General features: G+C 41.7%; 11 protein-coding genes and 1 tRNA gene. 3 read left to right on the top strand and 9 right to left on the bottom strand.

Annotated features, from left to right (window positions below):
• Nucleotides 1-91: 91 nt before the first annotated feature.
• From ENH88_RS19470 to ENH88_RS19450, 5 genes are all read right to left on the bottom strand, one after another.
• The gene (locus ENH88_RS19470; protein WP_414704870.1) at nucleotides 92-1,123 is read right to left on the bottom strand and encodes an alkaline phosphatase D family protein; all 1,032 of its coding nucleotides are present in this window, start codon (nucleotides 1,121-1,123) and stop codon (nucleotides 92-94) included.
• Between the two features lie 41 nt (nucleotides 1,124-1,164).
• On the bottom strand, nucleotides 1,165-2,292 hold the full coding sequence (locus tag ENH88_RS19465) for an alkaline phosphatase family protein (RefSeq protein ID WP_304184840.1): 1,128 nt from the start codon (nucleotides 2,290-2,292) through the stop codon (nucleotides 1,165-1,167).
• 61 nt (nucleotides 2,293-2,353) lie between these two features.
• Nucleotides 2,354-4,708: a TonB-dependent receptor domain-containing protein gene (locus ENH88_RS19460; RefSeq protein ID WP_304184837.1), complete on the bottom strand. Its 2,355-nt coding sequence runs from the start codon at nucleotides 4,706-4,708 to the stop codon at nucleotides 2,354-2,356.
• Nucleotides 4,709-4,829: 121 nt separating this feature from the next.
• Nucleotides 4,830-6,869, bottom strand: coding sequence for an EAL domain-containing protein (locus ENH88_RS19455; protein ID WP_304184834.1), 2,040 nt, complete (start codon nucleotides 6,867-6,869; stop codon nucleotides 4,830-4,832).
• A gap of 156 nt (nucleotides 6,870-7,025) precedes the next feature.
• Entirely contained in the window at nucleotides 7,026-8,069 is a 1,044-nt protein-coding gene (locus tag ENH88_RS19450; RefSeq protein WP_304184831.1) for an alkene reductase, read from the bottom strand.
• 125 nt (nucleotides 8,070-8,194) lie between these two features.
• Between ENH88_RS19450 and ENH88_RS19445 the strand changes: the two genes are divergently transcribed.
• Together ENH88_RS19445 and ENH88_RS19440 are read left to right on the top strand one after the other, a co-directional pair.
• The gene (locus tag ENH88_RS19445; RefSeq protein WP_304184830.1) at nucleotides 8,195-8,776 is read left to right on the top strand and encodes a TetR/AcrR family transcriptional regulator; all 582 of its coding nucleotides are present in this window, start codon (nucleotides 8,195-8,197) and stop codon (nucleotides 8,774-8,776) included.
• Nucleotides 8,777-8,848: 72 nt separating this feature from the next.
• On the top strand, nucleotides 8,849-9,244 hold the full coding sequence (locus ENH88_RS19440) for a DUF2750 domain-containing protein (RefSeq protein WP_192540524.1): 396 nt from the start codon (nucleotides 8,849-8,851) through the stop codon (nucleotides 9,242-9,244).
• Between the two features lie 85 nt (nucleotides 9,245-9,329).
• Here the strand turns inward: ENH88_RS19440 and ENH88_RS19435 are convergent, their stop codons facing one another.
• Entirely contained in the window at nucleotides 9,330-9,842 is a 513-nt protein-coding gene (locus ENH88_RS19435) for a gluconokinase (RefSeq protein ID WP_304184829.1), read from the bottom strand.
• 151 nt (nucleotides 9,843-9,993) lie between these two features.
• On the opposite strand from ENH88_RS19435, the gene gntU reads away from it, so the two are divergent.
• Nucleotides 9,994-11,337 (top strand): gluconate transporter, encoded by a 1,344-nt coding sequence (gntU, locus tag ENH88_RS19430; protein ID WP_304184828.1) that lies wholly within the window; start codon nucleotides 9,994-9,996, stop codon nucleotides 11,335-11,337.
• A gap of 42 nt (nucleotides 11,338-11,379) precedes the next feature.
• Here the strand turns inward: gntU and gntR are convergent, their stop codons facing one another.
• The 3 genes from gntR to nadA form a co-directional block, all read right to left on the bottom strand.
• Nucleotides 11,380-12,387: a gluconate operon transcriptional repressor GntR gene (gene gntR / locus ENH88_RS19425; protein ID WP_304184827.1), complete on the bottom strand. Its 1,008-nt coding sequence runs from the start codon at nucleotides 12,385-12,387 to the stop codon at nucleotides 11,380-11,382.
• 193 nt (nucleotides 12,388-12,580) lie between these two features.
• A tRNA-Ser gene (locus ENH88_RS19420) sits at nucleotides 12,581-12,670 on the bottom strand.
• Nucleotides 12,671-12,818: 148 nt separating this feature from the next.
• A complete protein-coding gene (gene nadA, locus ENH88_RS19415) occupies nucleotides 12,819-13,859 on the bottom strand; it encodes a quinolinate synthase NadA (RefSeq protein WP_304184825.1) in 1,041 nt (346 codons plus the stop codon).
• Between the last annotated feature and the right edge of the window lie 282 nt (nucleotides 13,860-14,141).

The raw sequence follows: 14,141 nt of genomic DNA, 5'->3' as shown, positions 1-14,141 counted from the left end.
TTAATTGGCTTTAATAAATCAGATGCTTAGCTTGATATTTAAACGCAGTAAACTCACAGCTGCAATCCATAATGCTGTGAGCCTAGCATTGTTATTTATACGGGCTAATACTCGACAAACTAAATTGGCTTTGCATAATGGTTTTGCCATCAATGCCTTTAAGCTGCAATGAAATAGCAGGATCTTCTTGTTGCCAATCAATGCTTAAATCACCGTAGTTTACTTCATGGGTAAATTGCCCAACGCGGTGCTTATTGGGGCTGACATCTTTCCATTTTTCAGTCAACCCTGAGCTGGTCATTTCAGTTAATGGGTAATCGAGGTTAGCAGTGTATTTTGAAATTTCTCCCCAGTGTGTATCACCACTGATAATAATTACCCCATTTACGCGGTGTTTTTTAATAAGTGTGAATAAACGCGCGCGGTCCTCAGGAAAATTAGCCCATGATTCCCAGCCTGTAAAATCAGGCAACAACTGCAAACTTGAGCTAATCAGTTTTATTGCTGCGGGCTTTTTCAGTTCTTGCTCAAGCCATTGCCACTGCGCCTCACCCAGCATCGACGCGCCTTTTACCTCAGTTGGGCTGTATGGGCCTTGATTGTTTGCTTTACGTTTAGTGTGATATTCGGCTTCGCTAACAGGATTAAGTGCATCACGATTCCAACGTAGATCAGGCATGATCACCTGCACTGTTTGCTCGCCTTCTCCATATCTGTACGAAGTATAAATACCATCAGCACGGGTACGCCTAATAGATGCTTTTGGCTCTTGGAAGAAATCGAGCATAATTTGCCGTGATTGCTGTTTATGTGGGTATTCTTTGCCCGCATCGTTTTGGCCAAAATCGTGATCATCCCACATGGCGATAATCGGCGTTTGCGCTCTGAGTGTTTTAAAGCCTGGTTTTGCCCCTAGCTTTTGATACTTATCAGCTAATACTTGCATATCGTTAGTGTCACCATAAATGTTATCCCCTAAAAAGATAAACAAATCGGCATTTTCTTTATTGATCGCATCAAAAATGGAAATCGCTTTATCTTGATGACCGCAGGATCCAAACAGAATTTTTTGTGGCGCAGTTATTTGCTCTGATGAACTAAACGCTGTAAAACTCATTAACATGCTTGCCAGCAGCGTTGTTGTGATCATAGTACTTGCAGACTTCATTTTAATACCTCAGCGATCGCCGGTGCCATGTTAGGATTTATCTGTTGTGGGCTTTCGCCCAGTGCTGTTAATACTGTAGCAGCAACTTGCGCTTGTTTAAGCTCGGTTTTGGTTGTAACTAAACCGGTGGCTTTAATAGCAGGACCCATTGCTGCAAACCAAATATGTTCAGAGCCAATTATGCCCTCAGGAAACGCTTTACGCCCTTGCTCTGAGTTTGCTAACGCTTGTTTTGAGCTATGATGTTGCCAATCATTAGCGTGACTGCCACGGCCATGATCTGTGGTGATGATCAAGGTGGTGTTGTTTTTATAGCCCGGCGTTGTTTGAATGGTTTGCCATAAGTCTTGAATAAATGCATCACTTTGCTTAGCTGACTTTAAATAATGATCGTAAGCGCCATCATGGGCAAAATCATCGGTTTCACCTAAGCTTATCACCAATAATTTAGGCTTGTTAGCCAACATATACGCTTTAGCAAACCGATAAGTAAAACTATCAAAACGGACATTGTGCCAAGGGCTTGGGATCTCATTTTGCAGCGCATTTAAAAGCGCCGCATCTTTTGATAAACCTTCGGCAATTGGCATAAAGCCGGCATTGACATACACGCCACTGCGCTGCTCATTAACAATAAACGGGAATACATCCCAACTGCCAAATAATGCCGTTTTGTTTTTATATTCAGGCTGTTGCTCAAGCAGTTCAAGCATGGTTTGATTTGGGTTTAAAATTTTATCATTACTGTTAATGCCCTCATCAACAAACCCCGTTAAAATTTCGTTGTAACCTGGGTATGAGAAATACCACGGATTACTCACCGACATCTTAGAGCCATTACTTCTGTCGCCAATAATCGCACCTTGTTTAGCCACCGTTTGCGTTATAAAAGGCATTAACAATTGTTGACGTTGTTTACTGTCTTCATGCCAAAATTCAGCCTTAAGTTGTTCGCTGTGTTTAACAAAATCAGGGTTGCTGAGCAAATTAGCATCCGCGCCGTTAAACACCTCTTGCCAGCGCACGCCATCAAGCGTGACTAACACTACATTTTGCGTGGCAACTGCCAATTGGCTGGTTAACAGCACTATGCCTAGTAAATTTAGTTTGATTAATTTTTTCATTTTTCACCTATAAAAATAGCAAAAAGCCCATCAATGATGGGCTTTGTGTTTACACTATAGCTTAGAAATTAGCAGTAAATGTCAGTGCCGCTGTGCGCGGTGCACCAATAAAGTAAGTAGAGCCATTACCTGTGCCACCAGCAAGGTATTGTTTATCTGTTAGGTTAGTCACTGCAAAGGCAATGTCGATTGATTTAAATGCCCCTGCATTTACTTCAGCGTAGTAGTAGCCTGCGTTAAAATCAATCACGGTATAACCATCAACCTCATTGCGAGTGCGGGTTTGTTCATCCGTCCATGCACCTAAACGCTCACCTGTGTATTTGGCTGAAATACCAAAACGGAAATCACCGCTGTAGTAATCAGTAGAGAGCACAAACATATCACTTGGTGCATCGATTACATCATCGCCCGCTCTAAAGCTTGGCCCTGCACCATCAATTAGCTCACCGTTTGCATATGAACTTGGGTCGTCAGAGGCGTATTCAGAGCTATTGTTAGTGTACGAAGTGTAGATATTCCACTCATTGGTTAGCATATAGCTTGCTGATAATTCAAAACCTTGTGATTCAATACCGCCCACATTAATGTACGAACCATTAGTGCCTATAGTGTAATCAATACCGCTGGTATCACTACCCGGGGCAATAAAAGTAATACGGTTTTCAAACTCAATTGAATAAGCGGTTGCCGTAAGGCTTAAACGGTCAGCGTTATAACGTACACCAAAATCAATATTTTCAGCGGTTTCTGGCTCAATATCGGTAAGCGTTGAGCTGTCGCGCTCAAGTACGCCATCTTTAATTGCTGCAAAATTTTCGCTGTAACTGGCGAATAACTCGGTGCTGCTATTAAGCTGATAAAGCACACCTGCGCTAAACAGTACATCTGAGTCACTGTCTACTTTATCTGAGCTGATATCATTAAAATGGTCATACTTTTGTAACTCCACCAAATATTGCTTGGCACCCATGTTTAAGGTGAAATCGCCCAGCGCCATTGAGTCTTGCAAGTACCATTTGAAGGTGTCGGTATCAAAGGTGTTTTTATACTGAGTCCAGTATGGGGTGCTGTCAAAGTGATGATAGACACGAGCATCAATTACTTTATGCCAATCACGCGATTCATCGCGCTCTGATTGCTCATACCAAATACCCGCTTCAATATCGTGCATACCAAGCGTTAATTGGTAATTAGCGGTTAAACCTAAACGGTTTTTATCATAATGAGTATGACGATACGACATCACAGGTGTGGCATCTGCTGAATAACATGCTGGGTTTAAGCCAGGGCCCGATTCCCACGGCCAACTTAAACTTTGCGTGCAACCTTCGTTTGGCGCCAGTGGCTTACCATCACTATCTACAAAGCCATACGAGCCGGCATTACTGCCACCTTCTGTGGTTGGGTTGCCATTTTCATCAACGGGTGAGGTTAAATACGGTGGGATCCAGTCCCCTCGGCCTGAGTTTTTATGATAATACGGGCTGACTGTAAGTAATGACGACGGTGAAATAGCGTATTCAAACTTTAAATAACCTAAGGTGTTTTCGCGTAACGTGCCCCAACCTTCTGCAAACATTTGGTCAAAGTGCGGAGTGCCTGTCCAATTCCACGTTAGTTGATCCCAATCTGGCGTTTGTGCAAATTGTTCAAGGCTTACGCTGTTGTAGTTTGTTTCGCTAACATCGTCATACGACAAGCGCCCTGTCAGGGTTAACGCGTCAAAGTTTGATACAAACTTAAGCTCAGCATGTTGGTTATCTTTACCACCATTGCTGCCATCGCCTATCCAACGGCTTGTATCAGTTTGCGAGTAACTCACATAGGCTTGGGTGTTGTTAAAAATGCTGCCTGTTTCATGTTTAAAGTAATAACGTGAGGCATTATGATCGCCATTGGTATAAGCAAAGGTGGTGCTTTTTTCAAGGCTTGGATCTTTACTGACAAAGTTAAACGTACCACCTAAAGCCTCAAGTGAGGCTGAGGCGATATCTGAGGTACCTTGGCCTACTTCTACCGTGGCTAAATTTTCGCTGTCTAAATAACGGTTCGCTTTTGCACCGCCACCATAATTTGAGCCACCATTTGGAATGCCATCAACAGTCATACCTAATTGCTGTTGGTTGCCGTCAATGCTAAAGCCACGCATGGTGATCGTGGTTGACCAATCATCACCACCAAATGCATCACCTTCGTTAATACTGATACCAGGCAAGTTATCAATCACCGCCAAGACACTTGATACTGAGCTTTGTTGCTCAATCATTGATTGTTCAATCACACTATTGGCGTAACTGGTTGGTTTAGCCACTACAGTGACTTCTTCTATTTCATTATTATTGGCAAAGCTGTTAGTTGAAAAAGCCAAAGCGATAGCAAGGCTCAGAGTCGATTGTTTTGTCAAAGTACGCATTATTGTCCCATTTGCAATTGTTATTTTGGATGCGGGCACAGTATGGCGAGGATTTATGACAAAATAGGTCCAGAATGTTGACACAATGATTAAACAAATATAGAACTTTTATGGCAGCTACTTACAACTTGCCGGAATTATTACGGGTTTGGGTAAAGCTTATCACTTCATTACGTAGCATTGCGGGAGCGTATAACCAACCTTGTGCTGTCGTGATCCCTAAACTTTTCACCCACTGCTCCTCTGCGTGTGTTTCTATGCCTTCGGCAACAACAGCAAAGCCAAGCTTGGCAAATAACTCGGTAACTTGTTGATAGAGGATCCGGCCAGCATCTTGCTGGCATTGCAGTAAAAACTGGCGATCTAATTTAACGTGCTTTACTGGGAAATGAGTCAACATAGATAAACTTGAATACCCCGTACCAAAGTCATCCAGCACAGTTTCGATATTATGAGCGCGCAGCTTGTTGATATTTTGCGTCACGATGATTTGTTGTTCGAGGTAGCTTGATTCAACAATTTCGATTTTCACTTGATCAGCAAACCCAACAAACAGCTGGCAAATTTTCTCAACCATTGCGGTGTTGATAAGCACATCAGGATTAACATTAATACTGATGTTTGGCTTAAAGCCCACATTACGCCACTGAGTTAAATCACGCGCCGCTTGCTTAATTACCCAACCATCGATGATATCGGTTTGCTTGTGCATGATCAGGGTATCCAAAAAATAAGGACCCGATACACTGCCATCGTTATTATGTAAGCGTAGCAATGCTTCAAAGCCGATTACTTGGCCCGTGCTTAAATCGATTTGTGGCTGGTAATACAAGGCTAACCTTGCTTTTGAAATGGTATTTAGCACGGTGGTCAGTTGCGCGCTGGAAAGGTTTTGTGCTCTTTGTTGCTTGATAAAACGCTGCTCAGAGTTCGCGGCAAATCGCTCACTCACATTTAATTGGCTACTGAGTTTATTAAACGCCATTTGGTAATTATTTTTTTCACTGCTTAAACGTAAAAATGGGTAATAAATACAAGCATTACAAAGTATCAAAAATACTTGATACACAGCTGCGGATGCATCAGTGCCAACCATAGCACCGTTGATGATGGTTGGCGTCATCCAGCTAATGGTCACTTCTTGGTAACCGATTACCCCACTCGATAATAAAAAATAACTGATCAGAAAGTTAAAGCACGGCACTAAAATAAAGGGCACTAACAACAGAGGGTTTAAAAATACAGGGAGTGCAAACAAGATAATTTCGCAGAAATTAAATAACGAAAACGGGATCGATATTTTTGCAATGCTTTTTTCGTGGCTGCCATTTGGCAATAGAAATGCAGCAACGATTAAGCCAATAAAACAGCCCGTTCCACCTATCAGCACAAAGGTATCGTAAAATGTTTTTGCCGTTAAACCCGGCACAATATGTTGGTGTAAAAACAGTTGTTCAAACATCATTGCATAGGCGTTATCACCATGCACACCGAAAAACCAAAAACTATGAACGATGATCATACGTTTAAATAATTGCATTGCGACGCTGCTATCATCGCCGTTTGGTACAACATAGAGCAATGCTGATTGCACGCTCACTTCAATCAAGGGCACAATTAAATACAGCGCAAAAAATGCCAAACTAAAAGGCAGGACCAAAGATAGTTTTTCTTTTAAAAAATCACTAATTAGTGGTAACTCGAGCCAGTGCTTAGGGGTCAATTTATACCCCAACATCAGCAAGTAACTGGTTAAAGACGGCACTAATACAGCATAAGCCGATGCACCAGTACCGTTGACAGCAAGCTCACCATTGTTAAACGTTAAAAAATCGCTATGCGCGCAAAACCCCACTAACGCTAACATACTGCCAACCACAGCACTGTTGCCTAAATTTTTTGATAAATGAAAGCCTACCGAAAGTGCGACCATTAAAGGGAATAAGACAAAAATGATATTCGAGCTATGTTCAATAACGCGATACAGCAGATCGTCGGGGGATAAAAAAGCAAAATTAACGGCAAGGTTTAATACTAGAATTGCCAATGCGGAGCTTACAAAATACGGGATCAATGCAATAAATGCTTCGCGTAATGAAATAATATAGCGCGATTGAGCAAACACAGAAAACAGTATATTGAGTTGCTTTAGAACCAACACAGTACTTCTCAAAATTAATTTATGTAACCGAGTATAATTTATTTACCCTGCAATTGTTAATAATTTAAAACAACGCTTTAACATGGCCGATATAACATTGTCACGTGCAAAAAAATACCACCGATAACGGTGGTATATAACTTTTACTGACTTAGCTTAAATAAGTTCAGCCAACATACTTTCATCGTATGCAACTAACTGTTCATTGTTGGCAATTTTGCTCACATAATCAGGGTTTGCAATAAATGGACGGCCAATGGCAATTAAGTCAAATTTATTGTCATTTATCGCCGTGGTGGCACTCTCATAGTCATAACCACCCACGCCAACCAGCGTGCCACTAAAGTGCTCGCGTAAGTACTCAGACGTGGTTTTATTCCCCAAGCTTGCAAAGCGCATGCTGTCATCAAAAATACCACCATGTAAGTAGGCAAGTTTACGCGTGTTTAGCTGAGCGAGTAAATAATCAAATACGGCTTGGTCACGGTTATCTTCGCTCATATTAAAATAAGCACCCGGTGATAAGCGCAGTGCTGTTTTATCAGCGCCAATTGCTGCGATAACGCCATCAACCACTGCTAAAGCAAAGCGTGCCATATTTTCAGGGGTTTGCCCGTATTCATCAGTGCGCTCATTGGCTGCGAAATGTAAAAACTGATCAATCAGATAGCCATTTGCGCCATGAATTTCAACGCCGTCAAAGCCTGCTTCTACTGCGTTTTCAGCCGCTTTTACGTAATCAGCTATTAGGCCTTTAATATCTTCAAGGGTGGCCGCTTTTGGTGTTTGGTAAGTTAACTCACGCATCCGTGGTACTGAGCCTTCCACACCAATGGCTGATGGTGCTAAGACTTCGCCGTCAAAAAAGTGTGGATGTGCTACACGGCCTACATGCCATAGTTGTGCAAATATTTTACCGCCGTTAGCGTGTACTGCGTCGGTTACTTTTCTCCAGCCTTGAATTTGCTCGCTGGTAAATAAACCTGGTGTATTCGGGTAACCTTGTGCATCAGGGCGAATAATCGTGGCTTCGCTGATAATTAAGCCCGCATCTGCACGGCGCGCATAATAGTCAACCATGGCTTGCGTTGGTACTAAGTTATCGTCTGCCATACAACGCGTTAATGGCGCCATCAGTATACGGTTTTGTAATGCTATACTGTTATTAAGTTTAAATGGTTGCAGTAGTTCTGTGGTCATTATTATCAATCCTTATCTTGAATGTATATTCAAGATAAGGGCGTACCCTAAAATATTCAAGTCTATTTTTGAATATTTGTTCAAGATTAAGTAAACTGCCTTCACCAACACAATAAGAGAGCACTATGAGAGTAGCCGAATTTGACCGCGAGTATGTACTGCGCCAAGCGATGCTTGCTTTTATGCAATGCGGTTATGCCAAAACCAGTATGCAAAAATTAACGCAAGTTACTGCACTGCATCCAGGCTCTTTATATGCGGCATTTGGTAATAAAAAAGGCATTTTTTTAGCGGCAATTGAGCAATATCAAACTGATCGTAACCAACAATTCACAGCGCTATTTTGTGAACATAAACCAGTATTACCTAGCCTGCGCCTTTATTTGGATGCAATTATCAAAGAGTGCGTTTGTGGTGATGCGATGAAAGTATGCTTGCTTACAAAAAGTATTAGTGAAGTTGAAGGACAAGATTTACAAATAAGCCAAGTACTAATGGCTAATTTAAACGCCTACGAAAACGCCCTTGCCGAACAATTTGAGCGCGCGATAAAAGAAGGTGAAATCCCAAATACACGCACAGCTGAGCATCTAGCTCGTTTTTTAGCGATGGGTCTTTACGGCTTGCGAACCTATGCACTGACTAACCGTAACGAACAAGATCTAAGCCAACTCGCCGACGATTTATACCACGCAATGTGTAATTAATTTTTAACTAATCGACATTTTGTCATAATAGTCAATATACTATACCTAAGCCATTCTAGAGAGAGTCTATTAATGAGTAATGCAACAGCAACCGCATCTGAAAAATTTGAGACTATTCTAAATTTAGGAGCCAAAAAGAGACTGGCTTTTATGTTTGAGACAGTCCACGAATTCAAGCAAGTTTGGATATTAAATGACGACGATGGCTGTGTAATGCTTGCCAACGAAGATGATGATTGTGTACCAGTATGGCCAGAACGCATTTACGCCGAAGCATGGGCTACGGGTGAATGGGAAAACTGCACAGCAAAAGCGATCCCATTAAAGGACTGGCATTCACGCTGGACCCCCGGCCTTGAACAAGATGATTTACTCATCGCCGTTTTTCCAACGGAAGAAGACGACGGCACAATTTTATTTCCAGATGAATTTGATTCACAGCTAAAAGCACCTAAAAAACGTTACTAATTATATATGTATAAATCGCAGGTGACTCTTGGTTTCCTGCGATTTTTATTATCCACACATCCCCTAAAAATGAGCACTTTAAAAGTTATAGCGCGGTCGCTTTAAAACAACTTTCAACTACGTCTGCAAATGGTTGGTCTATATCGATAGTAATTACATTGTTTTCATCCGGCATTTCCAGCGTATCAAACTGGCTTTTTAACAGTTCTACTGGCATAAAGTGGCCTCTCCTATCCCGCATTCTTTTTTTCACTAATGCAAACTCACCGTAAAGATGTAAAAAAGTGATACCCACATTACCATCACATATTTGCTGGCGGTATTTTTGTTTTAATGCAGAGCAAACAATAACAGCCACTTCATTTTTCTTTTCAATACTAAAAGCAGCATCACGAATTCTTTCTAACCAAGGGGTTCTGTCATTATCATTAAGTGGCTCCCCAGCAGCCATTTTTAATATATTTGCTTTTGGATGCAGATCATCACCATCAATAAACTTAACGTTCATTTTTTTTGCTAATGCTGAGCCAACACTTGATTTGCCAGTGCTTGATACGCCCATAATAATAAATATACGCCCAGTTGCTGTTTGGCTCACTTGATTAACCTCTATTTAATTTTAAATTCATTGCTTTCAATGTATTTATTATTTTTAGTTACAGGTAGTATGTTACCCGTAACAATTGATTATGTGAAGTTAAACAAAAATTAACCGAAAAATAATTTAAATAGTATTAAGTAGGAAGTATATGTCAGATTTATCTTTAATTTTAACGGCCGTGGGATCTATCTTTTTATTACTTTTTCTCGTAATGAAAGTCAGGCTACACGCTGTTGTTGCTTTGATATTAGTCTCGATGATCGCCGGATTGAGCTCAGGCATGAGCCCTGAAACGATCACCAAAACCATTGAAAAAGGCATGGCTGGCACCCTAGGCTTTGTTGCTGTAGTGGTTGCCTTAGGTGCTATGTTTGGCAAGGTTATGGAAGAAACTGGTGCACTTGATCGTATTGCACATACTCTTTTACACAGGTTTGGTGATAAAAATGCCAATTGGGCACTGACCTTTACGGGTTTTATTTGCGCTTTACCGTTATTTTTTGATGTTGCTGTGGTTCTATTAATTGGCATTGCTTTTGCCGTGGTCAGAAAAGGCGGCGGCAGTGTCATTAAAATTGGCATTGGTTTACTGGCAGGGATCGCATCTTGCCAAGCATTTTTAATTCCGGCCCCAGGTCCTATTTTAGTGGCATCTGAATTAGGTGCTGACTACGGCTATATGATTTTGTTTGGCTTACTGGCAGGTATTCCAGCGATGTTACTTGGCGGCCCTATTTGGGGGGCTTTTATTTCTAAGTCTATTCATGTTGAACTCCCCTCTCATGCTCAAACAGCTAACGACATAAGAGCAGGCGAAGGAATACCTAGCTTCGCGCTTGCCCTTGGTTTAATCGCTTTACCTTTGATTATGATCAGCTTAAATACCTTAGGTGGCCGATTGGTGCAAAATGACTCGAGCATCGCACATTGGCTTGCATTTATTGGTCATCCATTTACTGCAATTATAACCGCCTGTTTAATGGCGTTTTACCTACTTGGTATAAAAAGAGGGGTGCCTAATAACAGAATAATGGAGATCTGCACTAGTGCGCTGCAACCTGCGGGAGTCATTATTCTGGTAACTGGCGCAGGTGGCGTGTTCAAGCAAGTGTTAATTGATTCTGGTGTTGGTGATGCACTGGGTAATTACCTTGCAGGATCGGGTTTACCGATTGTTATTTTAGCGTTTGTGTTGTCAGCAGCGGTTAGGGTCATTCAGGGCTCTGCAACCGTTGCTATGCTAACAGCATGTGGTTTAATTACCCCGATGTTAGCGCCTCTAGGGCTCAGTGGTGCACAGCTTGCTGCAATCACCATTGCGATTGGTGGTGGCTCTATCGTACTCTCTCATGTTAATGATTCGGGGTTTTGGCTGGCAAGTCGCTACCTTGGTCTAACTGAAATGCAAACTCTTAAAACATGGACGGTGATGGAAACAATTATTGGTACATGCGGTGCGATAGTCGCGATAATGATCTCGCTGTTTCTATAGCGATTAAATGTTCAAGCTATATTCGCTTGAGCATTTTCAATACTAAGCACTTTCACCTAAGTTAATTTTATAACCAACATCAAAAACCGACTCGTAATCTACTTCATCCTGTTTGCTATCAATAACGCTCAATAACCTTTCCCCAGCAAGATTCCCAATGTGTTGCCGCGGCGTTATTACACTGGCCAGTTGCGGCACCATAGATTGACCAACATCGTGACCATGAAAACCAACAATAGCCATCTGCTGCGGTACTGCTATATTATTTTTTTGACACTCGAAAATCGCACCTACCGCCAAGTCATCATTGGTACAAAAAACACAGTCTGTATCTGGGTAATCTTTGAGTGTTTGTAATATCAGCTTTGCGCCTAAACTGTATGACGATGGCTTATCTGTCATGATGTCTCTAGGTGTTAATCCCCTTTTAATCATCGCAGCGGCATAACCTTGCAGTTTAAGCTTCGTTCTCATATCAAGCCTAGCACCCAAATAAACAATATTCTTATAGCCTTTATCTATCAGTGCGTTAGTCATATCAAAGGCCGCTTTAATATTATCAAAGCCAATTGAATATTGGATGGGAGGATGATTAATATCCATTATTTCGACAACTGGAATGCCTGCCATTTTTATCATTTGCCGAGTTCGCTCGGTATGGGTTGTCTCAGATAATATCAAGCCATCAACATGATAAGACAATAGATACTCTACCCTTTTCTCTTCCACTGCAGGGCTATAACCATAATGCGCGAGCATGGTTTGATAACCTGCCGGTTCGACTACTTCTTCAATTCCTCGGATCACTTGCGCAAACACTTGGTTAGTCAATGATGGAACCAGCACGCCGATAGAAAAGCTTTTCGCATTTGATAATAAATCAGGGGCTTTATTAGGTATATAACCAAGTAGGTCAATCGCTGCACTGATTTTACTGCGCGTAGCCTCAGATACTTTCGTAGGACTTTTTAAATAACGACTTACCGTCATTTTAGTCATCCCTACCGCATCGGCAATATCTTGCAAAGAGGAGCGTTTACTTTTTTTCATTACAGATAATGTATTTTAAATGTTACCTGCAACATAACAATTTCGGTTGCAATTAGCCACTGCAGCAAACTCTTTATTTAATACTCATTAGCAGATAATAGAAATACGGATAGGGTTAAAAAAGCAAGTATTGGAAGGATAAAGGAAAGTACACATCGGTAAAAATTAAAAAGGCCGTCTTAATATTAAATAATGGCGGTGAGGGAGGGATTCGAACCCTCGTTAGGGATTAACCTAAACACACTTTCCAGGCGTGCGCCTTCAGCCACTCAGCCACCTCACCGCAGGCGTTAATGTATAACGCGGCGTAATAGTATGAAATCACGCTCTGTGGTGCAAGGTGTTTTTTCCTTTTGCCTGTTAACTGCCTAGTAAACAAACAAAAAAGGCCGCTGATAGCAGTATCAGCGGCCTTATCTTTATAACTTGGTTTAGCGTTGTAATGACGCTGAGAAATCGAGCATACGATTAAGCGACTTGAGTGCGCCTTCACGAAGGTCCATATCTACAAACACTTCCTTACCAGTTGCATCTAATAACGCTTCCTCAATCGCTTTGAGGCCGTTCATTGCCATCCACGGGCAGTGCGCACAACTCTTACATGTTGCGCCTTCACCTGCAGTCGGTGCGGCAACAAATTCTTTATCAGGACAAAGCTGCTGCATTTTATAAAAAATGCCGCGATCGGTGGCAACAATAAACTTTTGGTTAGCCATTGTTTGCGCTGCTTTGATCAATTGACTGGTTGAGCCTACCGCATCCGCTAACGCTACAATCTCTGCTGGTGATTCTGGGTGTACTAATACGCCCGCATCTGGATACAGCGCTTTCATGTCTTTTAATGCTTTGGTTTTAAACTCGTCATGCACGATACATGCGCCATTCCACATGATCATGTCGGCGCCGGTATTTTTTTGAATATAGGCACCTAAGTGTTTGTCTGGGCCCCAAATGATTTTTTCGCCCATTTCATCAAGATGCTCAACAATCTCAAGCGCACACGATGAGGTTACGATCCAATCTGCGCGTGCTTTAACAGCAGTCGAGGTATTGGCATACACAACCACTTTGCGATCGGGGTGCTGATCACAAAATGCTGAGAACTCTTCAATTGGGCAACCAATATCAAGCGAGCAGGTTGCTTCAAGGGTTGGCATAACCACGGTTTTATTCGGGGTTAATATTTTAGCTGTTTCACCCATAAAACGTACACCGGCAACAATGATCATGTCAGCATCGTGCTTGGCACCAAAGCGCGCCATTTCTAACGAGTCAGCAACGCAGCCGCCAGTTTCTTCAGCAAGCGCTTGAATTTCAGGATCAGTATAATAATGGGCAACCAATACAGCATTTTTATCAATCAATAATTGTTTGATACGTGCTTTGTATTGCGCTTGCTCTTCATTATTTAATGGAGCTGGTTTAGGAGGAAAGATATAACCTTCAGGCATAATAGTTTGAGCTAAACTCATTTCTCGACCACTTAATCTACAGTGCAATTATGGGGCGAATTATACGAGAATATAAAACTAAATAACAGTAGTGTGCATAAATACCAATTTGATTAACGTATTTATATTTTAGCTATTGGCTAATTGACTGTGAAGAGTGAGAATTTCGAATATCAGGAGAGTAAGGTTTAACAAAACAAACGGTTAGATTTAATCTAATGCGGAGATACCAAAATGGTGGGTCATGATGGACTTGAACCATCGACCAATGGATTAAAAGTCCACTGCTCTACCAACTGAGCT

This window comes from Pseudoalteromonas prydzensis, assembly GCF_011050055.1.
Taxonomy (GTDB): Bacteria; Pseudomonadota; Gammaproteobacteria; order Enterobacterales; family Alteromonadaceae; genus Pseudoalteromonas; species Pseudoalteromonas prydzensis_A.
Note: the sequence above shows the minus strand (reverse complement) of the source record. Positions and strands in the feature narration are given on the sequence as shown.

Excerpts from the sequence above, each read along its gene's own strand:
- ENH88_RS19470 (WP_414704870.1), bottom strand. The coding sequence starts at position 1,123 with ATGTTAATGAGTTTTACAGCGTTTAGTTCATCAGAGCAAATAACTGCG.
- ENH88_RS19465 (WP_304184840.1), bottom strand. The coding sequence starts at position 2,292 with ATGAAAAAATTAATCAAACTAAATTTACTAGGCATAGTGCTGTTAACC.
- ENH88_RS19460 (WP_304184837.1), bottom strand. The coding sequence starts at position 4,708 with ATGCGTACTTTGACAAAACAATCGACTCTGAGCCTTGCTATCGCTTTG.
- ENH88_RS19450 (WP_304184831.1), bottom strand. The coding sequence starts at position 8,069 with ATGACCACAGAACTACTGCAACCATTTAAACTTAATAACAGTATAGCA.
- ENH88_RS19445 (WP_304184830.1), top strand. The coding sequence starts at position 8,195 with ATGAGAGTAGCCGAATTTGACCGCGAGTATGTACTGCGCCAAGCGATG.
- ENH88_RS19440 (WP_192540524.1), top strand. The coding sequence starts at position 8,849 with ATGAGTAATGCAACAGCAACCGCATCTGAAAAATTTGAGACTATTCTA.
- gntU (WP_304184828.1), top strand. The coding sequence starts at position 9,994 with ATGTCAGATTTATCTTTAATTTTAACGGCCGTGGGATCTATCTTTTTA.
- gntR (WP_304184827.1), bottom strand. The coding sequence starts at position 12,387 with ATGAAAAAAAGTAAACGCTCCTCTTTGCAAGATATTGCCGATGCGGTA.
- nadA (WP_304184825.1), bottom strand. The coding sequence starts at position 13,859 with ATGAGTTTAGCTCAAACTATTATGCCTGAAGGTTATATCTTTCCTCCT.